Source organism: Actinomycetes bacterium, assembly GCA_036510875.1.
Classification (GTDB): Bacteria; Actinomycetota; Actinomycetes; order Prado026; family Prado026; genus DATCDE01.
The window spans coordinates 1-23,139 of record DATCDE010000029.1 but is presented as its reverse complement, the minus strand read 5'-3'; the positions used below and the strand labels follow the sequence as shown (position 1 = coordinate 23,139).

20 protein-coding genes and 1 pseudogene are annotated in these 23,139 nt (G+C 73.5%); 8 read left to right on the top strand and 13 right to left on the bottom strand.

Annotated elements, in window-relative coordinates; all coding sequences use genetic code 11:
- Positions 1-9: 9 nt before the first annotated feature.
- The 3 genes and pseudogenes from cydB to VIM19_01760 all read left to right on the top strand — a co-directional run bounded on the left by cydB (position 10) and on the right by VIM19_01760 (position 6,160).
- Positions 10-1,068 (top strand): cytochrome d ubiquinol oxidase subunit II, encoded by a 1,059-nt coding sequence (gene cydB / locus VIM19_01770; protein HEY5183640.1) that lies wholly within the window; start codon positions 10-12, stop codon positions 1,066-1,068.
- A gap of 7 nt (positions 1,069-1,075) precedes the next feature.
- Positions 1,076-4,499: pseudogene (cydD, locus tag VIM19_01765) on the top strand (thiol reductant ABC exporter subunit CydD).
- Entirely contained in the window at positions 4,496-6,160 is a 1,665-nt protein-coding gene (locus tag VIM19_01760) for a GAF domain-containing protein (protein HEY5183639.1), read from the top strand. Before cydD ends, VIM19_01760 begins: the two are co-directional and overlap by 4 nt.
- 20 nt (positions 6,161-6,180) lie before the next feature.
- Here VIM19_01760 and VIM19_01755 read toward each other — a convergent pair whose 3' ends face one another.
- From VIM19_01755 to VIM19_01745, 3 genes are read right to left on the bottom strand one after another with little or no spacing between them, the layout of a single operon-like run.
- Positions 6,181-6,843, bottom strand: coding sequence for a response regulator transcription factor (locus VIM19_01755; protein HEY5183638.1), 663 nt, complete (start codon positions 6,841-6,843; stop codon positions 6,181-6,183).
- A complete protein-coding gene (locus VIM19_01750) occupies positions 6,840-7,637 on the bottom strand; it encodes a thioesterase family protein (protein HEY5183637.1) in 798 nt (265 codons plus the stop codon). The genes VIM19_01755 and VIM19_01750 overlap by 4 nt, the downstream gene beginning before the upstream one ends.
- A gap of 33 nt (positions 7,638-7,670) precedes the next feature.
- Positions 7,671-9,089 (bottom strand): hypothetical protein, encoded by a 1,419-nt coding sequence (locus VIM19_01745; GenBank protein ID HEY5183636.1) that lies wholly within the window; start codon positions 9,087-9,089, stop codon positions 7,671-7,673.
- Positions 9,090-9,277: 188 nt separating this feature from the next.
- On the opposite strand from VIM19_01745, the gene pdhA reads away from it, so the two are divergent.
- The 3 genes from pdhA to VIM19_01730 are packed head-to-tail and all read left to right on the top strand — an operon-like array spanning position 9,278 to position 12,706.
- The gene (pdhA, locus tag VIM19_01740; protein ID HEY5183635.1) at positions 9,278-10,354 is read left to right on the top strand and encodes a pyruvate dehydrogenase (acetyl-transferring) E1 component subunit alpha; all 1,077 of its coding nucleotides are present in this window, start codon (positions 9,278-9,280) and stop codon (positions 10,352-10,354) included.
- A gap of 1 nt (position 10,355) precedes the next feature.
- On the top strand, positions 10,356-11,336 hold the full coding sequence (locus tag VIM19_01735; GenBank protein ID HEY5183634.1) for an alpha-ketoacid dehydrogenase subunit beta: 981 nt from the start codon (positions 10,356-10,358) through the stop codon (positions 11,334-11,336).
- Complete coding sequence (locus VIM19_01730; GenBank protein ID HEY5183633.1) at positions 11,336-12,706, top strand: dihydrolipoamide acetyltransferase family protein; 1,371 nt, start codon at positions 11,336-11,338, stop codon at positions 12,704-12,706. Before VIM19_01735 ends, VIM19_01730 begins: the two co-directional genes overlap by 1 nt.
- A gap of 25 nt (positions 12,707-12,731) precedes the next feature.
- Here VIM19_01730 and VIM19_01725 read toward each other — a convergent pair whose 3' ends face one another.
- Together VIM19_01725 and VIM19_01720 are read right to left on the bottom strand one after the other, a co-directional pair.
- Positions 12,732-13,550: a maleylpyruvate isomerase family mycothiol-dependent enzyme gene (locus tag VIM19_01725; GenBank protein ID HEY5183632.1), complete on the bottom strand. Its 819-nt coding sequence runs from the start codon at positions 13,548-13,550 to the stop codon at positions 12,732-12,734.
- Between the two features lie 45 nt (positions 13,551-13,595).
- Positions 13,596-14,045, bottom strand: a complete 450-nt coding sequence (locus VIM19_01720) for a rhodanese-like domain-containing protein (protein HEY5183631.1) — start codon at positions 14,043-14,045, stop codon at positions 13,596-13,598.
- Positions 14,046-14,155: 110 nt separating this feature from the next.
- On the opposite strand from VIM19_01720, the gene VIM19_01715 reads away from it, so the two are divergent.
- Positions 14,156-14,929 carry a nitrilase-related carbon-nitrogen hydrolase gene (locus VIM19_01715; protein ID HEY5183630.1) on the top strand — a complete coding sequence of 258 codons (774 nt, stop codon included), beginning with the start codon at positions 14,156-14,158 and terminating at the stop codon, positions 14,927-14,929.
- A gap of 31 nt (positions 14,930-14,960) precedes the next feature.
- On the opposite strand, the gene VIM19_01710 is transcribed toward VIM19_01715, so the two are convergent.
- Both VIM19_01710 and VIM19_01705 read right to left on the bottom strand, forming a co-directional pair.
- A complete protein-coding gene (locus VIM19_01710) occupies positions 14,961-15,698 on the bottom strand; it encodes a DUF2817 domain-containing protein (GenBank protein ID HEY5183629.1) in 738 nt (245 codons plus the stop codon).
- 4 nt (positions 15,699-15,702) lie between these two features.
- Complete coding sequence (locus tag VIM19_01705; protein HEY5183628.1) at positions 15,703-16,368, bottom strand: peptidoglycan-binding protein; 666 nt, start codon at positions 16,366-16,368, stop codon at positions 15,703-15,705.
- A 256-nt stretch (positions 16,369-16,624) separates the two neighbouring features.
- On the opposite strand from VIM19_01705, the gene VIM19_01700 reads away from it, so the two are divergent.
- Positions 16,625-18,418: an NHL domain-containing thioredoxin family protein gene (locus VIM19_01700; protein HEY5183627.1), complete on the top strand. Its 1,794-nt coding sequence runs from the start codon at positions 16,625-16,627 to the stop codon at positions 18,416-18,418.
- On the opposite strand, the gene VIM19_01695 is transcribed toward VIM19_01700, so the two are convergent.
- From VIM19_01695 to VIM19_01670, 6 genes are all read right to left on the bottom strand, one after another.
- On the bottom strand, positions 18,392-19,030 hold the full coding sequence (locus VIM19_01695; protein ID HEY5183626.1) for a methyltransferase domain-containing protein: 639 nt from the start codon (positions 19,028-19,030) through the stop codon (positions 18,392-18,394). The genes VIM19_01700 and VIM19_01695 overlap by 27 nt on opposite strands.
- 34 nt (positions 19,031-19,064) lie before the next feature.
- Positions 19,065-20,438: an NADP-dependent succinic semialdehyde dehydrogenase gene (locus tag VIM19_01690; GenBank protein ID HEY5183625.1), complete on the bottom strand. Its 1,374-nt coding sequence runs from the start codon at positions 20,436-20,438 to the stop codon at positions 19,065-19,067.
- Between the two features lie 92 nt (positions 20,439-20,530).
- Positions 20,531-20,974 (bottom strand): Dyp-type peroxidase, encoded by a 444-nt coding sequence (locus tag VIM19_01685; protein HEY5183624.1) that lies wholly within the window; start codon positions 20,972-20,974, stop codon positions 20,531-20,533.
- A gap of 50 nt (positions 20,975-21,024) precedes the next feature.
- On the bottom strand, positions 21,025-22,224 hold the full coding sequence (locus VIM19_01680; protein HEY5183623.1) for a PQQ-dependent sugar dehydrogenase: 1,200 nt from the start codon (positions 22,222-22,224) through the stop codon (positions 21,025-21,027).
- A gap of 16 nt (positions 22,225-22,240) precedes the next feature.
- Positions 22,241-22,450 (bottom strand): hypothetical protein, encoded by a 210-nt coding sequence (locus VIM19_01675; GenBank protein HEY5183622.1) that lies wholly within the window; start codon positions 22,448-22,450, stop codon positions 22,241-22,243.
- A 137-nt stretch (positions 22,451-22,587) separates the two neighbouring features.
- On the bottom strand, positions 22,588-23,139 hold a 552-nt coding region (locus tag VIM19_01670), incomplete at its 5' end, for an acyl-CoA dehydrogenase (GenBank protein ID HEY5183621.1).

The window sequence follows — 23,139 nt, the reverse complement described above, 5'->3', positions numbered from 1 at the left end:
GAGACCGTCATGGAGCTCACCACCGTCTGGTTCCTGCTCATCGCGGTCCTGTGGACCGGCTACTTCGTTCTCGAGGGGTTCGACTTCGGGGTCGGCGTCCTGCTCCCGGTGCTCGGCCGGACTGAGACCGACCGCCGCGTCATGATCAACACCATCGGCCCGGTCTGGGACGGCAACGAGGTGTGGGTCCTCGTCGCGGGCGGCGCGACCTTCGCGGCGTTCCCCGAGTGGTACGCCACCTTGTTCAGCGGCTTCTACCTGGCCCTGCTCGTCATCCTGGTCTCGCTGATCATCCGGGGAGTGGCCTTCGAGTACCGCGGTAAGCGGCCGGAGCCCTCCTGGCGGCGGCGCTGGGACTGGGCGATCTTCGTCGGCAGCCTGCTGCCCGCCCTGCTGTGGGGCGTCGCCTTCGGCAACATCGTCAAGGGAGTGCCGATCGAGAGGATCGGCGACCCGGCGCACCTGGAGTACACCGGCAACTTCTTCACCCTGCTCAACCCGTACGCGCTGCTCGGCGGCCTCACCACGCTCGGGCTGTTCGTCACCCACGGCGCGATCTTCCTGGCGCTCAAGACGGACGGCGACATCCGGGCGCGGGCCAACGCGATGGCCACCAAGGTCGGTCTGGTCACGGCGGTGCTGGCGGTGGCCTTCCTGGCCTGGAGCCAGGCGTTCTCGAACAACCTCGCGGGGTCGGTCGTGCTGGCCGTCGTCACCGCCGCGGCGTTCGTCGGCGCGCTGGGCATGAACCGGGTGGGTCGCGAGGGCTGGGCGTTCATCCTGAGCGCGGTGACCATCGCGGGCGCGGTGGCGACGCTGTTCACCTCGCTGTACCCGAACGTCATGCCGTCGTCGGTGCGGGACATCTACAACCTGACGATCACCAACGCTTCGTCGTCGCCGTACACGCTCAAGGTCATGACGTGGGTGGCCGTGATCTTCACGCCCATCGTGCTGCTCTACCAGGGCTGGAGCTATTACGTGTTCCGCCGGCGGCTGAGCGCGACGAACATTCCGGCCGAGGCGCCGCCGACCCCGATCGGCGCTGGGGGCAGCCCCCGGTCATGATGGCGGGGTGAAGCCCCTCGACCCACGGCTGCTGAGGTACGCCCGCGCCGCGCGGGCGTACCTCGCCGTTTCGGTCCTGCTGGGCACGGTCACGGCGCTGCTCATCCTCGCCCAGGCCTGGCTGCTGGCCCGGCTGGTCGACGGCGCGTTCCTCGGCGGGCAGGGGCTGGCCGACCTGCGCGGGCCGCTGCTCGCGCTCGGCGCCGTCGTCGTCGTCCGGGCTCTGGTGGTGTGGGCGAGCGAGCTGGCCGCCCACCGGTCCTCCGCGCTGGTGAAGTCGCAGCTGCGGTCCGGGCTGCTCGAGCGGGCCGTCGGGCAGGGCCCCGGCTGGCTGCGCGGTCAGCGCACCGGCGACCTGGCAACCCTGGCCACCCGCGGCATCGACGCCCTCGACGGCTACTTCTCCCGGTACCTGCCGCAGCTGGTGCTCTCGGTCATCGTCCCAGTCACCGTGCTGTTCGTGGTGCTCGGCCAGGACTGGCTGTCTGCGCTGATCATCGCACTGACCCTGCCGCTCATCCCGATCTTCATGATCCTCATCGGGCTGCAGACCCGGCGGCACACCAGCCGGCAGTTCCGCACCCTGCAGCTGCTGGCCGGCTTCTTCCTGGACGTCGTCGCCGGGCTGCCGACCCTCAAGGTGTTCGGCCGGGCGAAGGCCCAGGCCAGCACGCTGCGAGAGGTCACCGACACCTACCGCCGGGCCACCATGGGCACCCTGCGGATCGCTTTCCTGTCCTCGCTGGTGCTGGAGATGATCGCCACCATCTCGGTGGCCCTGGTGGCCGTCTCGGTCGGGCTGCGGCTGGTGTCCGGGGGGCTGGACCTGCGCACCGCGCTGTTCGTGCTCGTCCTGGCACCCGAGGCGTACCTTCCGCTGCGGCAGGTCGGCGCGAACTTCCACGCCAGCGCCGAGGGGCTCACCGCGGCCGAGCAGGTGTTCGAGGTGCTGGACCAGCCGTTGCCGGCCCGCGGCACCCGCACCGACGTGCCCGACCCCGCCACCACAGCTCTGGAGGTCCGCGACCTCGTCGTCCGCTACCCCGACCGGGACGGACCCGTGGTCGACGGGCTGTCCTTCACCCTGGAGCCGGGTGAGGTGCTCGCCGTCGTGGGGGCCAGCGGCTCCGGCAAGACCACGCTGCTGCAGGTGCTGCTCGGCTTCGTGACGCGGGACGGCGGGCGGGTCGCCCTGGGCGGCGTCGACCTGGCCGACCTGGACCCGGACGCCTGGCGGTCGCGCATTGCCTGGGTGCCGCAGCGCCCCCACCTGTTCGCCACCACGCTGGACGCCAACATCCGGCTCGGCCGGCCGGACGCGACCCACGCCGACGTGGCACGGGCGGTTGCTGACGCCGGGCTGGCCGACATGGTCGCGGCCCTGCCCCGGGGCCTGCAGACCGTGGTGGGGGAGCGGGGCGCCGGGCTGTCGGCGGGGGAGCGCCAGCGGGTCGCGCTGGCCCGGGCGTTCCTGCGGGACGCGCCGCTGCTGCTGCTCGACGAACCGACGTCGAACCTGGACGGCGCCACCGAGGCGGTCGTGCTGGCCGCGGTGCAGCGGCTGGCCCGCGGCCGGACCGTGCTGCTCACGGCGCACCGCCCCGCGCTGATGGCCCTGGCCGACCGAGTGCTCCGGCTGGACGCCGACGTGGTCGCCGTCGAGGCGCTGCCGTGAGCGCGACCGAGGCGGTCCACGCGCCGCTGCGCCGGACCCTGGCGCTGGCCCGTCCGGCCCGCTGGCGGCTGCTGCTGGCCACGGCCCTCGGGGCGGCCGCGGTGGGCGCCGGAATCGGCCTGATGGCGACGTCCGCGTGGCTGATCGCCCGCGCCGCCCAGCAGCCGCCGGTCCTCACGCTCGAGGTGGCGATCGTGGGGGTGCGGTTCTTCGGCATCTCGCGGGGGATGTTCCGCTACGGGGAGCGGCTGGTCGGCCACGACGCCGCGTTCCGGGTGCTGGCCCGGCTGCGGGTGACGGTCTACAGCAAGTTGGAGGGCCTGGCGCCGTCCGGGCTGCCGGCGTTCCGGCAGGGCGACCTGCTGGCCCGGCTGGTGGACGACGTCGACGCGCTGCAGGACCTGCTGCTGCGGGTGCTGCCGCAGTACGGCATCGCGCTGCTGGTCGGTGCGGCCACGGTCGGGCTGATCACCTGGATCCTGCCGTCGGCCGGGCTGGTCCTGCTCGTCACCCTGCTGCTGGCCGCGACGCTCGTGCCCGGGCTCACCCAGGCCCTGGCCCGGCGCAGCGAGCAGCGGCAGGCGGCCGCCCGCGGTGAGCTGGCCGCGTCCGTGGTCGACCTGCTCCAGGGAGCACCCGACCTGGTCGCCTACGGCGCGGCCGGCTCGGCGCTGGCCAGGGCCGCCGAGGCCGACGCGGAGCTGACGCAGGTGGCGGCCGCGACGGCGCGCACGGCCGGGCTCGGCTCCGGGCTGACCAGCCTGCTCGGCGGGATCGCCGTGGTCGGCGCGCTGGTGACCGGGATCCCGGCGGTGCGGTCCGGCCACATCGACGGCGTCCTGCTGGCCGTGCTGGCGCTCACCCCGCTGGCCGCGTTCGAGCTTGTCGTGGGGCTGCCCATGGCGGCGCAGACGCTGGAGCGGGTCCGGCAGTCGGCGGCCCGCGTGTTCGGCGTCCTCGACACCCCCGAGCCGGTCGTCGACCCGGTCGACCCGGCGCCGCTGCCGGACCGGGCGGTCGCCGGAGTGGCGACGGTGCGGGTGCGCGGGCTGACCGCCCGGTGGTCGGCCGAGGCGCGGCTGGCCCTCGAAGGAGTCGACCTGGACCTGGCACCGGGCCGCCGGGTCGCCGTGGTCGGGCCGAGCGGCTCCGGGAAGTCCACCCTGGCGGCCGTGCTGCTGCGGTTCCTGCCCTACGACAAGGGCTCGGTCACTTTGGGCGGGGCCGAGCTGTCCACGTTGGCCGGCGACGACGTCCGGACCGTGGTGGGGCTGGCCGCCCAGGACGCGCACCTGTTCGACAGCACGCTCGAGGAGAACCTGCGGCTGGCCCGACGCGACGCCAGTCCGGAGCAGCTGCGCACGGCGCTGGCGGAGGCCCGGCTGCTGGACTGGGTGGACACGCTGCCCGCGGGGCTGGACACCCGGGTCGGCGAGCACGGGGCGCGGCTGTCCGGCGGCCAACGACAGCGGCTCGGGGTGGCCAGGGCGCTGCTCGCCGACTTCCCGGTGCTGGTCCTCGACGAGCCCGGGGAACACCTCGACACGGCCACTGCCGACCAGCTGACGGCCGACCTGCTGGACGCGACCCGGGGCCGCAGCACGCTGGTGATCACCCACCGGCTCAGGGGCCTGGAGGCCGTCGACGAGATCGTCGTGCTCGACGGCGGACGGGTCCTGGAGCGCGGCACGCACGACGAGCTGCTGGCCCTGGGGCACCGGTACGCGCAATCGTGGACCGAGGAGCGGGCGCATGACCGCGACTGAGCCGGACGGGACGCCAGGAGGAGCGACACACGTGGTGATGGACCGGGTGAACCGCGGCCTGCTCGACGCCGTCGTCGCGGTGGCCAGCGGCCTGGACCTCGAGGCCGCCCTCGAGCGGATCGTGGCGACCGCGGCCGAGCTCGCGGGGGCGCGCTACGGCGCTCTCGGCGTCCTCGGTCCGGACCGGACCAGCCTGCGCGAGTTCGCGCACGTCGGGATGTCGCCCGAGGACGCCGCCACCATCGGGCACCTGCCGCGCGGGCGCGGGGTGCTGGGGCTGCTGCTGGTGGACGACCCGCAGCCGATGCTCGTCGACGACATCGGCGCGCACCCCGAGTCGTTCGGCTTCCCGCCGGGTCACCCGCCGATGCACTCGTTCCTCGGGGTACCGATCCGGGTGCGCGGCGCGGTCTTCGGCAACCTGTACCTCACCGAGAAGCAGGGCGCCGCCGCGTTCACCGACGAGGATCGCGAGGTGGTCGAGGCACTGGCGGTGGCGGCCGGGGTGGCCATCGAGAACGCCCGGCTGTACGAGACGGTGCGGCTTCGGGCCAGCTGGCTGCGGGCGTCCACCGAGATCACCGGGGCGGTGCTGTCCGGCGAGCCGCTGGAGGCGGTGCTCGAGCTGATCACGTCCCGGGCGCAGGAGGTGTCCGGCAGCGACCTGGTGCTGCTGGGCCGACCGGACGGCGAGGGCCAGCTGGTGTACCTGCAGGCCGCCGGGGAGGGCAGCGAGGCGCTGCGCGGGCTGTCGGTTCCCGAGGGGTACCTGGCCGCCGAGGTGCAGCGCACCGGGCGCAGCGTGGTGGTCGAGCAGCTGGACGACGGCCACTCGGTGACGCCGCCGGTGCGGCTGCCCTCGGCCGCGACGATGATGATGCCGCTCAAGGCCGGCGCCCACACCTCCGGCGTGCTGGTCTTCGGCAACCGGCACGGCGGGCGCCGGTTCACCGACGACGAGCTGGTGACCGCGCAGGCCTTCGCCGACCAGGCCGCGCTGGCGCTGGTCATGGCCGATGCACAGCGGGAGAAGGAGCGGCTGGTCGTCCTGGAGGACCGCGACCGGATTGCCCGGGACCTGCACGACCTGGTGATCCAGCGGCTGTTCGCGACCGGGATGGCGCTGCAGGCGGTGACCCGGCGACCGGGGATCCCGCCGGACGCCGCCGACCGGATCGGCCGGGCGGTGGACGAGCTGGACGAGACCATCGTCGAGGTCCGGCAGACCATCTTCGCCCTGCAGGAGTCGGGGCGCAGCGAGCCCAGCGGGCTGCGCGGGCGGATCCTGCGGGAATCGGCGTCCGCCATGGCCGTGCTCGGCTTCGAGCCCACCGTGCAGTTCTCCGGGCCGATCGACTCGGTGGTGCCCGAGCCGGTCACCGACCATCTGCTGGCCGCGCTGCGGGAGGCGCTGTCCAACGCCGGACGGCACGCCAACTGCTCGTGGGTGCGGATCGGGGTGTCGGTGGACGACGCCGACGTCGTGCTCACCGTGTCCGACAACGGGCGGGGGATCGGGGCCACCACCCGGCGCAGCGGGCTGGCCAACGTGGCCAGCCGGGCGGCCGAGCTGGGCGGCTACAGCAAGGTGGAGAGCGTCCGCGACGACGGCACCGGCACCCGCCTCACCTGGCGCGCCCCCGTCCGCTGACCGCCCGCCGGGACCGCCGGTCAGCGCTCGGGGTGGTCCTCGAGCCGGACGACGAAGGTGGCCGCCTGGGTGCGCCGCTCCATGCCGAGCTTGGCCAGGATGCTGGAGACGTAGTTCTTCACCGTCTTCTCGGCCAGGAACAGCCGCTCACCGATCTGCCGGTTGGTGAGTCCCTCCCCGATCAGCTCGAGGATCCGCCGCTCCTGCTCGGTCAGCGCGTCCAGCCGCTCGTCGTGCTTGTCCTTGCCGCGCAGCCGGTCCAGCACCCGGGCGGTGGCGTCCGGGTCGAGCAGCGACTTGCCGGCTGCCACGCTGCGGATCGCGTCCACCAGGTCGGTGCCGCGGATGTCCTTGAGCACGTAGCCGGACGCCCCCGCCATGATCGCGTCGAACAGCGCCTCGTCGTCGGCGTACGACGTGAGCATGAGGCAGCGGGTCTCCGGCACCAGCTCGCGGATCTCCCGGCAGACCTCCACTCCGGAGCCGTCGGGCAGCCGGACGTCGAGCACCGCGACCGTCGGCTTGACCAGCGGGATGCGGGTGAGCGCCTCCTGCGCGGTGGACGCCTCCCCCACCACGTCCAGGTCGCCCTCGAGCATGAGCAGCTCGTGCAGCCCCCGCCGGACGACCTCGTGGTCGTCGAGCAGGAAGACGCGGATCCGGTCGTCGGTGGGGGTGGTCATCGGGCCTCCGTCATACGGGCGAGTTGACGTGACTGTGCCACGAGTCGGCCCCGCGCGTCCCATACCGCGCCCTCCTCGTCGTACCAGCCGTCCTGAACCAGGGTGCTGTGGGTGCGGACCTGAAGCCAGCCGGACGCCGGCAGCGCCCGCAGGTGCCAGCTCAGCTCGACCGTCGGCGCCCATCCCGGAGCCGACAGGTGCCACACCGTCGGCGGTAGCGCGTCGACGGCCAGCAGGGCGATGAGCGGGTCCGCCTCGTCGCCGTCGCGCATCCGCAGCCAGGAGCGCATCTCCGGCTGCCCGGAGCGCTGGCCGGTGACCCAGCCCAGGCCGGCCGGGTCCAGCCGCAGGTCGACCTCGTCCAGGAGCGGCACCCGCCCGGTGGGCAGGTCGGCGACGGCGGCGACGCACCGTTCCACCGGGGGCATGGCCGGCGCCGCGACGTCGCCCGCCCACGACGGGTCGCTGGACTGGGTCAGCGCCGACGTGGTCACCACCGCGTCCAGCAGCAGCTGTCCGTCCTGGTCAAGGCTGGCCCGGTGGGTGGCCGTCGTCCGCCCCGAGCGCAGGCTTGTCAGCCGGATGTCGGCCGCCGTGCAGGCGGGCGGTCGCAGGAAGTGCGCGGTGACGGCCACCGGGTGCGGGTGCGGCGACTGCGTGAGGACGGCCCGGGCCAGCGCCGCCAGCAGGTAGCCGCCGTTGGGGTGCCGGCCGACGGTGTACCGCTCGTCGACGTCGACCCGCGCGCCGCCGTCCACCGGGTGCACGGCGGTGGCGTCGGTGAAGGAGGTCACCCGGTGACGCTATCCGGCGCCCACCCGCGCCGCTCACCGCAGTCTCAGCACCGGGATCCCGTCGATGCGGGCCCCCGGCTGGTAGCGATCGGCCAGCAGGGCGGCGATCCCTCCGCTCGGGTCGATGTCGTCCGGCTGCTGGTACACCACCACCCACTGCGGTGCGTCGGCCGACCCCAGCCAAGCGCGCAGCCGCGCCACTTCACCGGGGATCGTCTCGATGTTGGCCCGCCACAGGTAGCGGTAGTCGGTGTCACGGCCGCTCAGGTAGTACACGTCGGCCGAGGAGACGAAGGCGTAGACCCGATCGCTGGGCGCGGCGTGGTCGCGCAGCCACGGGGCGATCTGCCGGTTGGCCAGCAGCCGGTCGTCCGGCATGGCGAAGCGGTCGCGGTGGTCCGGGGTCAGCAGGGCGATCGCCAGCACGGTCACCAGGGACGGGACGACGACGACGGCCACCGCGGCCCTCACCCTGGACGGCGACAGCGCCACCACGCCCAGGGTGGCGAGCAGCACCAGCGGCGGCAGCAGCTGGACGTAGTAGTGCGGGAAGAAGAACTGGCCGCCCAGGAACCCTACGGCCGCGGCCCCGAGCCACACCAGGGGCACCACCTCGCGGCGGCGCCAGCAGACGACGCCGCCCCAGGCCGCGACGACCGCCAGCGGCACCAGCCACGGTCCGTCGGTCAGCAACGACCCGCCCAGCCGGCCGACCCGGGTGAGCACGCTGCCGGTGTCGCCGGCCGACAGCCGGTACCCGACCACGGCCGACCACCACAGCGACCACGAGGTCAGCGCCGCGTCGAGCAGTGCGGCCCCCAGCGGGACGGCGGCCCCGACGCCGGCGACGCGCAGCGCCCGCCAGCGCCGCCCCGGCCCGGACGCGGCCGCGACCACGGCCACCACGACCAGGCCGTCGAAGCCGGACTGCTTCATCAGCATCGCGGTCCCACCGAACGCACCCGCCAGGGCGAGCAGCCACCACGAGCGCGACCCGCGGGCCCGCCAGGCCAGCGCCAGCGCCACCGCCGGGGCCGCGAACGCCGCCGCCACCAGCTCACCGTTGAGCAGGAAGCCCTGCAGCCGGGGGGCCACGAGTACGGCCGCGGCCAGCCCGGCTGCGACCACGCCGGCGGCCCGGCCGCGCATCGCCCACGCCGCGCCGGCCACCGCCACGGTGACCGCGACGCCGGCCAGCATCGCGGCCACCCGGATCGCCCCCGGCCAGGTCGAGACCGCGACGACCGCCCGGTACACCAGCATCAGGCCCTGCGGCCGGTCCACCCAGACGTCGCCGTACAGCCGGCCGCCGGCCGCCCAGCGCTGGGCCAGGTAGGCGTAGCCGCCCTCGTCGGCGTCCAGCGGCACGCCGAGGAACGGCAGCCGCAGCAGCGCCCCGGCCACGGCCAGCCCGACGACCGCCAGCGCGGCTCGGACGTCGGCTCGGTGCACCTGAGGGACGGTAGTCGCCGCCCGACGGCACCCACTCCGCCCCTACCGGTAACGGGACGACACCGGAGTGGGTACCGTCCTGCTGAGGCACCAACCAGGCCCCCACCCCGGGCCGCCCAGGTTCGGCCGCCGTCGAGCCGGAGAACCCCGGTCCCGACGCCCGGCGAGACGTCAGCGAGGAGCGCAGCGTGGAGATCCCAGCCCCCCAGCTCGTCCAGCTGCTCACCCCGGAGGGTGAGCGGGTGCACCACCCGGACTACGACGTCGATCTCACTGACGACGAGTACCGCAGCCTGTACGGCGACCTGGTGCTCGTGCGCCGGATCGACGTCGAGGCCACCGCCCTGCAGCGCCAGGGCGAGCTCGGCCTGTGGGCGTCGCTCCTGGGTCAGGAGGCCGCCCAGGTCGGGTCCGGCCGGGCCCTCGCCGCGCGCGACTTCGCGTTCCCCACCTACCGTGAGCACGGGGTGGCCTACACCCGCGGCGTCGACCCGCTCAAGCTGCTCGCCCTGTTCCGCGGGGTGTCCAACGGCGGCTGGGACCCCAACGAGAAGAACTTCGCGCTCTACACGATCGTCATCGGCAACCAGACCCTGCACGCCGTCGGCTACGCCATGGGCATGGTCAAGGACGGAGACGAGTCGGCGGTCATCGCCTACTTCGGGGACGGCGCCTCCAGCCAGGGCGATGTCAACGAGTCGTTCATCTTCGCGTCGGTGTTCAACGCGCCCGTCGTGTTCTTCTGCCAGAACAACCAGTGGGCCATCTCCGAGCCGCTGGAGAAGCAGACCCGCATCCCGCTGTACCGCCGGGCGGCCGGCTTCGGCTTCCCCGGCGTCCGGGTCGACGGCAACGACGTGCTCGCCGTCCTCGCGGTCACCCGCAAGCACCTCGCCGACGCCCGCGAGGGCCAGGGGCCCAGCCTGATCGAGGCGTTCACCTACCGCATGGGCGCGCACACCACCTCGGACGACCCGACCCGCTACCGGCTGGCCAGCGACCTGGAGGCCTGGAAGCTCAAGGACCCGATCGAGCGGCTGCGCTCGTTCTTGTGGCGCCAGCAGCTGGTCGACCAGTCCTTCTTCGACGCGCTGGACGCCGAGGCCGAGCAGCTCGCCGTGCACCTGCGCAGCGGCTGCCGGTCGATGCCGGACCCGCAGCCGGCCGAGATGTTCGACCAGGTGTACGCCGAGCCGCACCCGTTGGTGGAGCAGGAGAGCCGTGAGCTGGCCAGCTACCTCGCCTCGTTCGAGGGGAGACACTGACATGGCGGAGAAGGTCACCATGGCCAAGGCGCTCACCAGGGGCCTGCGCAAGGCGATGGAGGACGACCCCAAGGTCCTGATCATGGGCGAGGACGTCGGCAAGCTGGGCGGCGTCTTCCGGGTCACCGACGGGCTGCAGAAGGACTTCGGCGAGCACCGGGTCATCGACACCCCGCTGGCTGAGAGCGGGATCATGGGCACCGCCATCGGCCTGGCCATGCGTGGCTACCGGCCGGTCGTCGAGATCCAGTTCGACGGGTTCGTATTTCCCGCCTTCGACCAGATCGTCAGCCAACTGGCCAAGATGCACGCCCGGTCGCGCGGCGAGGTGCCGCTGCCGGTCGTCGTCCGCATCCCGTTCGGCGGCGGGATCGGTGCGGTCGAGCACCACAGCGAGAGCCCGGAGGCCTACTTCGCGCACACCGCCGGCCTGCGCGTGGTGTCGCCGTCCAACCCGGTGGACGCCTACTGGATGGTGCAGCAGGCGATCGCCTGCACCGACCCGATCATCTTCTTCGAGCCCAAGCGCCGCTACTGGGACAAGGCCGACCTGGACGTCGCCGCGGGGCCGCCGATGGAGCTGTTCCGGTCCCGGGTGGCGCGGCCCGGCACCGACCTCACGCTGGCCTGCTACGGCCCGATGGTGCGCACCTGCCTGGACGCCGCCACCGCCGCCGAGGCCGACGGCCGCGACCTGGAGGTCGTGGACCTGCGCACGCTGTCGCCGCTGGACGTGGACACCCTGGCCGAGTCGGTGGAGCGGACCGGCCGGTTGGTCGTCGTCCACGAGGCCCCGGTGTTCCTGGGGCTCGGGGCCGAGATCGCCGCGCGGATCAGCGAGCGCTGCTTCTACGCGCTGGAGGCACCGGTGCTGCGAGTCGGTGGTTACCACACGCCGTACCCGCCGTCCCGCCTGGAGGACCACTACCTGCCGGACCTCGACCGCGTCCTGGACGCCGTCGACCGCGCCTTGGAGCACTGATGGGACAGCTGGAGCAGTTCCGCCTGCCCGACGTCGGCGAGGGGCTCGCCGACGGCGAGATCCTGCAGTGGTTCGTCCAGCCGGGCGAGCACGTGTCGGTGAACCAGACGATCGTCGAGATCGAGACCGCCAAGGCCGCCGTCGAGCTGCCCTGCCCCTACGAGGGGGTGGTGGTCGCGCTGCTGGCCAACGAGGGCGAGACGGTCGACGTCGGCACGCCGATCATCACGATCGACACCGCGCCCGGTGAGAGCGCCGAGGGCGCGACGGCGGCTGGGACGACGACGGTGCAGCCCGAGGGTGAGCACCACGCGGTGCTCGTCGGGTACGGCGTCAAGGAGACGTTCGGGACGGCCCGGCGTCCGCGTCGTCTTGGGGGTGGCTCGACCCGGCCGAAGCCGCCGACCCGCCTGGGTGGGATGGAGGTCGGCCGCGCCGTCGAGCGGGCGCTGAGCCATCAGGCGGACGCGGAGCCGGTGCCGGCACCCTCCGGCCCGGTGCGGACCAAGCCGCTCGTGCGCCGGCTGGCCAAGGACCTCGGTGTCGACCTCAGCACCGTGGTCCCGACCGGACCGCACGACACGATCACCCGGGCCGACGTCGAGGCGGCGGCCACGCAGCCCCCCTCGGCGGCCGGCCGGCCGTCGCTGCGGCCGGTCGCCGCCGGCCCCCGGGAGCGGCGCGAGCCGATCAAGGGGGTGCGCCGGCACATGGCCGAGGCCATGGTCGCCTCGGCGTTCACCGCGCCGCACGTCACCGAGTGGGTGCAGGTCGACGCCACCAGGACCATGAAGCTGGTGTCCCGGCTGCGGGCGACCCCTGCGTTCAAGGACACGCGGGTCACCCCGCTGACCCTGTTCGCCCGGGCGGCGCTGCTCGCGGCCCGGCGGCACCCGGGCATCAACGCGGTCTGGGACGGCGACGCTGGCGAGATCGTCTACAAGGACTACGTGAACCTGGGGATCGCGGCGGCCACTCCCCGGGGCCTGCTGGTGCCGAACATCAAGGACGCCGACCGGCTGTCGCTGCCCGAGCTGGCCCGCGCGCTGACCGACCTCGTGGACACTGCCAAGGCGGGCAAGACCGCGCCGGCCGAGCTCTCCGGTGGGACCTTCACGATCACCAACATCGGCGTGTTCGGGATCGACGGCGGCACGCCGATCATCAACCCTGGGGAGTCGGCCATCCTCGCGGTCGGAGCGGTGACCCAGCGGCCCTGGGTGCACAAGGGCAAGGTCCGGCCGCGTTGGGTGGTCGAGCTGGCCGTGTCCTTCGACCACCGGCTGATCGACGGTGAGCTCGGCTCCCGGTTCCTGGCCGACATCGCCGCTCTCGTGGAGGACCCTGCGGTGGCCGTCACCTGGGTCTGACCGACCCACCCCCGGCAGGGGTGGGTCAGGGGGTGATGGCCATGGCCGCCAGGACGCGTTCGGCCAGTCCGGCGTCGCCCTCGACCTCGACGGTGCACGCCGCGGGGAGACGCCGGCCGCAGGCCAGCATGACGAAGTCCTCCCAGCCGAGCCGGATCAGCACGGTGGGGCCGGGGGCCTCGGGGTCGTCGCTGACCGCCTGGCCGCTGCGGCTCATGGCCACCCCGGCGTGGAGGGACAGCGGGCCCTCGACGTCCCAGACCACACGGGTGCCCGGCTCGGGTCGGACCCGACTGCCGATCACCATCGGGAGCGCAGCGAGGATCTGCCGCCGGGCCGCCCGGGCGCCGGTCGAGTCGAGGTTGCCGGGCCGCGCGGTCGCGCGGCGGATGTCCTGCTCGTGGGCCCAGATGTCGAACGGCCGGATCGCCAGCATCCGGTCGACGTCGCGGAAGTAGCCGGTCGCGGCCGCATCCTCCGCGCGGGCCTGGCCCTGTTCGAGGGCCCGGATCCGCTCGGCGACGACCTCCCGGAGCTCGGCCAGCAGCTGCTCGGGGGTGGCGGCGCGCCGCACGTCGACGGCCACCTCCATGAACCGCCCGAGGTGGTCGCGCACGTGCGGGAGCCGGTCCCAGTCCGGCAGGTGGTCGGGCAGCGGGCGCCCGAGCAGGTCGGACTCCAATCCGATCACGTGGCTGACGTTGTCCTGCACGGTCCACCCGGGCAGGTCGGTCGGCAGCGCCCAGTCCTCGGCGCGCAGCTCGCCGATCAAGGCGACGAAGTCCCGCAGGGCGTCCCGGTACCCGTCGTACCCTGTCGCCTGGGCGTCGTCCGGCCCCGTCACGGGGGTGACGCTAGCGGGCCGGCGCGGGGCTGGGTAGCCGGTTCGTCAGCTTGTGGTCAGGGGTTGTCCGGCCGCGTTCCAGGCGAGGACGCCGCCAGCGAGGTCGAAGATCCGCTGGAAGCCCTCCTGTTCCATCACCTGGACGGCCTGGCCGCTGCGGTTGCCGCTGTGGCAGTAGACGAGCACCGGCTTGGCCGGGTCGAGCTGCTTGACCTGGGTGGCGAAGTCGGTGCCCTCCCAGTTGACGTTCACCGCGCCGGTGATGTGGCCGGTTGCGAACTCCTCGGGGGTGCGCACGTCGAGGACGGTGACGCCCTGCTTCACGAGGGAGTCGGCGGTGGCCGGGTCCACTTTGGTGATCGCCTGCGTCTCCTGGACCGGAGTGGCGGCCGTGCTGCTGCTCGTCGAGCTGCTGCAGGCGGCCAGCGGGCCGAGCAGCGCGAGCGAGAGGGCGGCCCCGGAGGCAGTCATGGCGGCGCGACGGGAGAGTCTCATGACCTCACTCTATACCCCCGGGGGTATCCCTTCGAACGGTCACCCCTCGCCCCCGTGACCGCCCGCCCGCCGCCCATGGTCAACCGAGGCGTCGGTGGGAGGATCGGGTCATGCGCGTGCACCTGTGCCAGCTGGCGCCGTCCTACGAGCGACCGACCCACGACCTGCGCGGCGACGTGGACTCGCTGCTCCGGGCCCAGGCGGGGGCCGACCTGGTGGTGCTGCCCGAGCTGTGGCCGCAGGGTGGGTTCACCTACCAGCGGTGGGCCGCCGAGGCGGAGCCGGTCGACGGCCCCACCCTCGCGATGGCCTCGGCAGCGGCCCGCGCGATCGGCGCGCACGTGCACGCCGGCTCCATCGTCGAGCGGGACGCCGAGGGACGGCTGTACAACACCGCTCTGCTGGTGGGGCCGGACGGCGCCCTGCTGGCGACCTACCGGAAGATCCACCTGTTCGGGTTCAGCGCGGGCGAGCCGGCGCTCATGACCGCCGGGACCGACCTGGTCGTGGCGGACATCGGCGGCCTCGCGGTCGGCCTCGCGACCTGCTACGACCTGCGCTTCCCGGAGATGTTCCGCGCGCTGCTGGACCGCGGGGCGCAGGCCTTCGTGGTCCCTGCGGCCTGGCCGGCGCTGCGGGTCGCGCACTGGCGGCTGCTCGCGCAGGCCCGAGCCGTGGAGGAGCAGGCGTACGTCGTGGCGACCAACACCGCGGGGGTGCAGGCCGGGCTGGCCATGGGCGGCGGCTCGGTGGTCGTCGACCCGTGGGGCGTCGTGGTGGCGGAGGCCGGCCAGGACGAGCAGGTCCTGGTCGCCGACCTCAACCCGGCGCTGGTCACCAAGACCCGCTCGGAGTTCCCAGTGCTGGCCGACCGGCAGCTCTGACCGAAAAGCCATTTGGCCGGGGGCCGACGGGTCAGCGAGCCGCCGCCAGGGCGTCCAGCGCGGCCACCGTGCGCAGGGTCAGGGCGCTCCGCACCGTCGCCGGCAGCTCGAGGGTCACCGCCGTCGTCCCACCGAGGCGCTGCATGTGCCAGGTCGTCAGGTTGCCGCCGGAGGCCCCGAGGCTGCGCACCGTCAGACCCGTCTGCCGACCGAGCAGCACCGCCACCGACCGGTCACCGCCGGAGTAGTCCACCAGCCCGAACGGCTGGTGCAGGATCACCGTGGTCCGCGGCTTGATCCTGGCCAGGAACGCCACGAGCGCCTTGGTCTCCGGCTCGCTGCCCGCAGTAGGTCCCGAGTAGGTCGTCGTACCCGCCCCGCGGCGGCGCCAGTCGGTGCTGGGGAAGTTCCGGTTGAGGTCCACGCCGCGCGCGTTGGTGCGCCGGTTGGCGGCGTAGCCGTCCGGGTTCATGGTGGTGATCACCCACAGCTGCACGCCCGGCGGCACCGGCCGGGACATCAGCGTCCAGGCGACCGCCACGCCGACCCGCTCGTTGCCATGCATCTGGCCGATGACGACCATCTTCCGGGTTGCCGTCACCGGGCCGAGCCGGTAGGCGTAGATGCCACGCCCCTGGGCGCTGGTGCCGATCCGCTCGTACGGCGGCGTCGCGGCCCGGGCCGGGCCCGCCGGGATGCCGAGCAGGCCCACGACCAGCATCAGCAGGGCGCCCCACAGCGGCAGCTGGATCCGTCGTGCTCGACGCATGGCCTCACCCCGGGAACGGTCGGACGACGGTCGGCAGCGGGGCGCCATGGACCCACAGCGACGCCGTACGGATGGACGGTCGGACCGCCTCCACGATGCGGTCGTTCCCAAGGTAGAGGGCCAGGTGGCCGAAGTCGCTCCCCCAGAGCACCAGGTCACCCGCCCGGCGCTGCCCGAGCGGTACGTGCAGCAGCGCCGACGACCGGTAGATCGCCTCGGCTGTGTTGAAGGTGGCCTGGATGTGCAGGTCGGTGCTGACCCCGGGGACGACCCGACCGCCGGCGTACATCGCCTGCAGCGCCAGCCCTGAGCAGTCGTAGCCGATCGGCCCGGCGCCGCCCCAGATGTAGGGCACGCCCAGCCGGCTGACTGCGTAGCCCAGCATGGCCGCGGACCGGGCCGCGGCGGTCCCGCTCGGGCCGAGGGTCGGCTGGGCGGTGTACCGGTCGATGCAGAACGGCTGGCCGGTCCGCAACGCCGTCCAGGTGCGCTCGTCGACCCGCCCGGTCACCGGCAGGCCGTGCGCCGCCTGGAAGCCGCGGACGGCGGACGCGGTGGCCGCGTCGTACCGGTCGAGGTGACCCACCAGGCCGAGCGCCTGCTGCACCAGGTACACCTTCACGCCGACGATCTCCGGCCCCACGGTGACGCAGCCGACGGGCAGCGGCACCAGGGTGACGTACGGCGAGACGGCGGTCGGCGTGCTCGACGTGCTGGCGCTCGGGGTGGGCGACGCGCTCCGCTGGGTGGAGTCGGAGCCGCCGCCGCTGCAGGCGGCCAGCAGCACGGCGGCGCCGCACGACACCACGACCCACCCGCCGGGCCCACGCAACCCCCGGCCGGCCACGGCTCCATGGTCGGCGCTGAAGGACCGCACGCGCCAGGGCCCTTCGGCGGGACGGCCCGGGCTGGGCCAAGATGGGGCGGTGGTCCGACTGCGCGCACCCGAGCTGACCGGCCGGGCCTGGCTGAACACCGGCGACCGCTCCTACACGCTCGCGGACCTGCGCGGGCGCGTCGTCCTCCTCGATTTCTGGACCTTCTGCTGCATCAACTGCCTGCACGTGCTGGACGAGCTGCGGCCGTTGGAGGAGAAGTACGGCGACGTCCTGGTCGTCGTCGGCGTCCACTCGCCGAAGTTCGTCCACGAGGCGGACCCGGCGGCGCTCGCGGCCGCTGTGGAGCGGTACGGCGTCCGTCATCCGGTCCTCGACGACCCGGAGCTGCAGACCTGGAGCGCCTACGCGGTGCGGGCCTGGCCGACCCTGGCCGTCGTCGACCCGGAGGGCTACCTGGTCGCACAGCTGTCCGGGGAGGGGCACGGCCACAGCCTGGACAGCTTGGTCGCCGAGCTGGTCGCCGAGCACGCGGCCAAGGGCACCCTGCGCCGCGGGGACGCGCCGTACCAGCCGCCGGCGCCCGAGCCGACCACCCTACGGTTCCCGGCCAAGGCGGTCCGGCTGCCCACCGGGAACCTGCTGGTCGCGGACGCCGGCCACCACAGCCTGGCCGAGCTGGCTCCCGACGGCGAGACGCTGGTGCGCCGGATCGGCTCCGGGCGGCGCGGGCTGGTGGACGGCGCGGCGAGCGAGGCGCGGTTCACCGAGCCGAACGGGCTGTGCCTGCTGCCCCCGGACGTCGCCGGCGCAGCCGGCTACGACCTCGTGGTGGCGGACACGGTCAACCACGCCCTGCGCGGGGTGCGGCTGGACGACGGGAGCGTGACGACGGTCGCCGGCACCGGCGCGCAGTGGATGCAGGGCGACGGCACGCAGGCGCTGTCCAGCCCGTGGGACGTCGCCTGGTTCGACGGGGTCGTGGCCGTGGCGATGGCGGGCATCCACCAGCTGTGGCGGTTCGACCCGCGCAGCGGCGCGGTCGAGGTGCTGGCCGGGACGACGAACGAGGGCCTGCGCGACGGGCCGCCCGAGGAGGCGTGGTTCGCCCAGACGTCGGGGCTGGCCGTCGACGGCGACCGGCTATGGCTCGTCGACAGCGAGACCTCGTCGTTGCGGTCCCTGGCGCACGGTGCGGTGGCCAGCCATGTCGGCCGCGGGCTGTTCGACTTCGGGCACGTCGACGGGCCGGCCAGTGCGGCCCTGCTGCAGCATCCGCTGGGCGTCACCGGGCTACCCGACGGCAGCGTGGCGGTCTGCGACACCTACAACGGGTCGGTACGCCGGTACGACCCGGTGACGGCGCAGGTCACCACCCTGGTCACCGGCCTGCGGGAACCGAGCGGAGCGCTCGTCGTCGAGGGCGACCTGCTCGTGGTGGAGTCGGCGGCGCACCGGCTGACCCGGGTACGGCTGCCCGACGAGACGCTGCGGGTCCCGGCGTCGGCGTTTCGCACGCAGCGCCCGGCCACGGACCTGGCGGCCGGTCTGTTCGACCTGGCGGTGCTCTTCGAGCCGCCGTCCGGGCAGAAGCTGGACGAGCGCTACGGCCCGTCGACCCGGCTGCTGGTCTCGGCGACCCCATCCCAGCTGCTCGCGGACGGGGCCGGCAGCGGCACCGACCTGAGTCGGACGCTCGTCCTGTCGGACGACGTCAGCGAGGGGGTGCTGCACGTGGCGGCGTTCGCTGCGTCCTGTGACGAGGGCGCCGAGTTCCCGGCCTGCCACGTGCACCAGCAGGACTGGGGGATCCCGGTCCGGGTGGTGCCCGGCGGCGCGGTCAAGCTGCAGCTGTTCCTACGCGGGACGCCGGGCGGTGCCTGACACGTGCGGGGCGGTCGGGTCCAGGAAGCCGAGCCCGCCCGAGCCGAGCCGGTGCCGCTCCTCGACCACGAACCCGGCGTCGGAGAGCGTGCCCATCGTGTCCCGGCTCAGCCGGCAGCCGCCGGCCACGTGCGGCCACAGCACGGCGTCCAGGCCACGCTGCACCCGCCTGCGGGCGGGGGAGTCGCTGCTGACGTGCTCGAGGAACACCAGCAGCCCGCCCGGTCGCAGCACCCGCAGCAGCTCGGCGGCGGCCTGGACGGGTTCCTCGACCGAGCACAGCACGAGGGAGGCGACGGCCGCGTCGAAGGACGCGTCCGGGAAGGGCAGCGCCTCCGCGACGCCGTCGACGACGTCAACCGGCACCGCCGCCAGGCTGGCGGCCGCCCGTGCCAGGTCGCGCAGGTGGTCCTCGGGCTCCACCGCGACCACCTCGCTCACCCCGGCGGGGTAGTGCGCGAAGTTCAGCCCGTTCCCGGCTCCCACCTCGACCACGCGGCCGCTGGTCGGGGCCAGCATGCGCTGCCGCTGCTCGGCGAACCCGTGCCGGTCCATGCTGCGGGACAGCGGCGGGTACAGCCGCGCGAACATCGGGTGCCGGACGTGGCTCACCGTTGCCGCCCTCCCCTTGGAACCAGCGGTGGAGTCAGCCGACCCAGACGGTCTTGAGGTTGCAGAACTCCCGGATGCCATGGGCGGAGAGCTCGCGTCCGTAGCCGGAGCGCTTGATCCCGCCGAACGGCAGCTCGGGGTAGGACGTCGTCATGCCGTTGACGAAGACAGCGCCGGCCTCGAGGCCGTTGATGAGCCGCTCCTGCTCGGCCGGGTCGTTCGTCCAGGCGTTGGACCCCAGCCCGAAGGCCGTTGAGTTGGCTACCTCGATGGCCTCGTCGATGTCGGCCACCCGGTACAGCCCGGCCACCGGACCGAACGTCTCCTCGGCGTACATCCGCATGTCCGGCTTGAGTCCGGCGACCGCGGTGGGCGCGTAGAACCAGCCGGCGCTGCCGACCCGCTCACCGCCGCACAGGATCTCGGCGCCCTTGGTACGGGCGTCCTCGACCAGCTCGACGATGTCGGTGAGGCCGGACTCGGTGGCCAGCGGGCCGACGTCGGTCGCGTCGTCCATCGGGTCGCCGACGACGAGGGCGCTCATCTGCTCGACGTACTTCGCCACGAACGTGTCGTAGACGTCGGTGTGCACGATGAACCGCTTGGCCGCGATGCACGACTGCCCGTTGTTCTGGCAGCGCGCCACGATCGCCGTGGAGACGGCCTTGTCGATGTCGGCCGACGCCATGACGACGAAGGCGTCCGAGCCGCCGAGCTCGAGCACGGTCTTCTTGATCTCGTTGCCGCAGATGGCGGCCACCGACTGCCCCGCCGGCTCCGAGCCGGTGAGCGTGGCGGCCTTGACCCGCGGGTCGCGCAGCACCCGCTCGACGCCCCGCGAGCCGATCAGCAGGGTCTGGAACGCCCCCTCGGGGAACCCGGCCCGGCGGTACAGGTCGTGCAGGTACATCGCGGTCTGCGGCACGTTCGACGCGTGCTTGAGCAGGCCGACGTTGCCGGCCATCAAGGCCGGCGCGGCGAACCGGACGACCTGCCACATCGGGAAGTTCCAGGGCATGACCGCGAGCACGATGCCGAGTGGCTGGTAGCGGGTGTAGGCGCGCAGCGCGCCCACCGCGGCGGCGTCGGCCGGCTCGTCGGCCAGATAGCCCTCGGCCCGGTCGGCGTAGAAGCGCATCGCCTTCGCGCACTTGGCGGCCTCGGCCCGCGCCGACCGCAGCGTCTTGCCCATCTCGGTGGTCATGATCCGGGCGAGCGACTCGTTGTCGGCGTCCACCAGGTCGGCGGCGGCGCGCATCCAGGCGGCGCGCTGCTCGAACGTGGTGCCGCGCAGCTCGCGGAACGCCGCGTCGGCGCGGGCGATCGCCGCACCGACCTCGTCGGGGGTCTGCGGCTGGAATGTCTGGACAGTCTCACCAGTGGCCGGATTCACGGTCGCGATCGCCATAGAGCATCCCTTCGGGTTGTCACGTCAGGCCCATCCTGCCCCTCCGACCGGCCTCGTCGCCCACCGGGGACCAGAACCGGGGACTCCGCGGCTCAGGCCTCCAGCAGCGCCGCGCCGAGGTAGCTGCCCTCGGTGACGCCCGGCGGGCAGGCGAAGATCGCCGACCCGACGGCGCGGCTGAACGCGTTGAGCCGGTCACCCATGTCGATGCGGGACTGGACGGGCAAGAACCCCTTGCGGGGGTCCGCCTGCCAGGCCAGGAACAGCAAGCCGGCGTCCCGGCTGCCGTCGTCCGGCGCGCCGTCGTCGTAGCTGAAGCCGCGGCGGAAGATCCGGGCCCCGCGGGTCGAGGTCGGGTGGGACAGGCGCACGTGCGCCGTCGCCGGGATGACCAGCGAGCCGTCCGGGTTCGGGGCGGAGAAGTCGGGCTGGTCCCTCTCGGCGCCGCCGGTCAGCGGGGCGCCGGTGTCCTTGGTCCGGCCGATGACCCGTTCCTGCTGCTCCCGGTTGAGCTGCTCCCAGGTGTCCAGGAACATCCGGATCCCCCCGGTTCCGACCCCGGGCTCGGCCCGCTCCGCGCCGGTGCTCAGCTGGCGGTGGCCAGCTGGTAGACGCCGCCGGCCAGCGTGGTGGCCCAGATCTCACCGCCCTGGTCGGTACCGAACGAGGTCACCCCCGGCAGCTTGCCGGCCACCGTGGCCGCTCCGCCGGTCGACGGACGGGTCCACAGGGTGCCGGTGACGTAGTCGCCGAGGATGTACCGGGCGGCGAAGGTCGCAGCGAACCGGCTGCCGCGGTACACGACGCCGCCGATCAGCGCCTCGGCCTGCGGGTGCGGGACGACGACGACGGGCGGGACGTACCGCGCGGTGGCCGAGCAGCGGGCCGCGTTGTAGACGGAGGTGCCCTCGCGGCAGGACCAGCCGAAGTTCAGCCCCTTCATGGACGGCACCGCGGCGTCGATCTCCTCGGCCCGGTCCTGGCCCACGTCGCCGATCCACATCGTCCCGGTGACCGGGTCGATGCTGAACCGCCACGGGTTGCGCAGGCCGTAGTGCCAGATCTCCTGGCGAGCCCCGGCCCGCCCGACGAAGGGGTTGTCCGGCGGGATGCAGTAGTAGGGGTGGGGGGCGCAGCCCTGGGTCACGTTGAGTCGCAGGATCTTGCCGCTGAGCGAGGCGAGGCTCTGCGCGTGGGCGAACGGGTCGCCCGCGCCACCGCCGTCCCCGGTGGATACGTAGAGGCGACTATCCGGGCCGAACACCAGCATGCCCGCGTTGTGGTTGCGGTAGGTCGGGTGCGGGACGGTCAGCACGATCTGCTCCAGCCGCGGGCTGACCGCCGGGGTCGTGAAGGACGGCAGCCGGAACCGGGACACCCGCAGCGCTCCGGTGCTGTCGGTGTAGGAGACGAACACGATCGGGACGGTGCGGAAGCCGGGGTGGAAGGTGAGCCCGAGCAGGCCCTGCTCGCCGCCGGTGCTGTTCACCCGGGAGCGCAGGTCCAGGTACAACCGGGCCGGCTGGCCGGGCACCCAGGAGAAGATGCGGCCGACCCGGTCGACGACGAACAACCGTCCGGTGCCGTCCGTCGCCGACGTCACGAGCACGGCCTGGCCGAAGCCCCGGCCGCGCAGGCTGAACGTCACCCCGGTGGCCACGCTGACCAGCGAGCCGGGTCGCGCGGCCGTGACGGCTGGTGCCGCGGAGGCGGAAGTGACTGGGGCGCCCAGGGCGGCGGCGCTGAGCCCGAGGGCCAGCAGGCCGATCGCGAGGCGACGGCCCATGGCAGCCCTCCGAACGTCAGGAACGGTCGTCGTGGAGGCTACGCCCGACGGCGTGCGTCCCGCGCCGGGTGCGGATCGGCAGGCGGGGCAGCACCAGTCCCGCCGCGCCGACCGCGAACAGGAACGTGCTTACGAGGGTCAGGTCGAGCCCGGGCACCGTGGCCGGAGCGGCGACGTGCAGAAGCGCCCCGATGATGACGAGGAGCAGGCTGGCAACGACACCCACGGACGACCTCCCTGCGGAACCGGCCGGGCCGGAGGGCGGCCCGACGACCGCCCGGCTATCTGCCCACAGCGCGGCCCGGTCAAACGTCACCGGGCCGGCTCCACCCCCAGTGAGAGCCGGCCCGGTGCGGTCGTGACCTAGAAGGCCTCCTCCGGGAGGTCCATCAGCGCGTTGTCCGTCGCCTCGGCGATGGCCCGCTGCGCGCTGAGCTGAGGCAGCACCTGCCGGACGAAGAACTGGGCCGCGGCGACCTTGCCTTCGTAGAAGGCCCGGTCGCGGTCGGACGGCGCGCCGGCCAGCGCCGTGATGGCGACGTCTGCCTGCCGCATGAGCAGCCAGGCCACCACCAGGTCGCCGAGCGAGTACAGCAGCCGGGTGGTGTTCTGCCCGACCTTGTAGATGTTGCGCGCGTCCTCCTGCGAGGAGGTCAGCTGGCCGACCATCGTCCCGACCATGCCCTGCACGTCCTCCAGGCCCTTGCCCAGCAGCTCCCGCTCGTGGGCCAGCCGGCCGTTCCCGGCGTCGCCCTTGGCGAGCTCCTGCACGTCGGTGAGCAGCCGGGTCAGCGCCTGGCCCTTGTCCCGCACGATCTTGCGGAAGAACAGGTCCTGGCCCTGGATCGCGGTGGTTCCCTCGTACAGGGTGTCGATCTTGGCGTCGCGGATGTACTGCTCGATCGGGTAGTCCTG

Bases quoted from the DNA above. Each gene is read 5' to 3' on its own strand.
- cydB (HEY5183640.1), top strand. From the start codon at position 10: ATGGAGCTCACCACCGTCTGGTTCCTGCTCATCGCGGTCCTGTGGACC.
- VIM19_01760 (HEY5183639.1), top strand. From the start codon at position 4,496: ATGACCGCGACTGAGCCGGACGGGACGCCAGGAGGAGCGACACACGTG.
- VIM19_01755 (HEY5183638.1), bottom strand. From the start codon at position 6,843: ATGACCACCCCCACCGACGACCGGATCCGCGTCTTCCTGCTCGACGAC.
- VIM19_01735 (HEY5183634.1), top strand. From the start codon at position 10,356: ATGGCGGAGAAGGTCACCATGGCCAAGGCGCTCACCAGGGGCCTGCGC.
- VIM19_01730 (HEY5183633.1), top strand. From the start codon at position 11,336: ATGGGACAGCTGGAGCAGTTCCGCCTGCCCGACGTCGGCGAGGGGCTC.
- VIM19_01720 (HEY5183631.1), bottom strand. From the start codon at position 14,045: ATGAGACTCTCCCGTCGCGCCGCCATGACTGCCTCCGGGGCCGCCCTC.
- VIM19_01715 (HEY5183630.1), top strand. From the start codon at position 14,156: ATGCGCGTGCACCTGTGCCAGCTGGCGCCGTCCTACGAGCGACCGACC.
- VIM19_01710 (HEY5183629.1), bottom strand. From the start codon at position 15,698: ATGCGTCGAGCACGACGGATCCAGCTGCCGCTGTGGGGCGCCCTGCTG.
- VIM19_01690 (HEY5183625.1), bottom strand. From the start codon at position 20,438: ATGGCGATCGCGACCGTGAATCCGGCCACTGGTGAGACTGTCCAGACA.
- VIM19_01685 (HEY5183624.1), bottom strand. From the start codon at position 20,974: ATGTTCCTGGACACCTGGGAGCAGCTCAACCGGGAGCAGCAGGAACGG.
- VIM19_01680 (HEY5183623.1), bottom strand. From the start codon at position 22,224: ATGGGCCGTCGCCTCGCGATCGGCCTGCTGGCCCTCGGGCTCAGCGCC.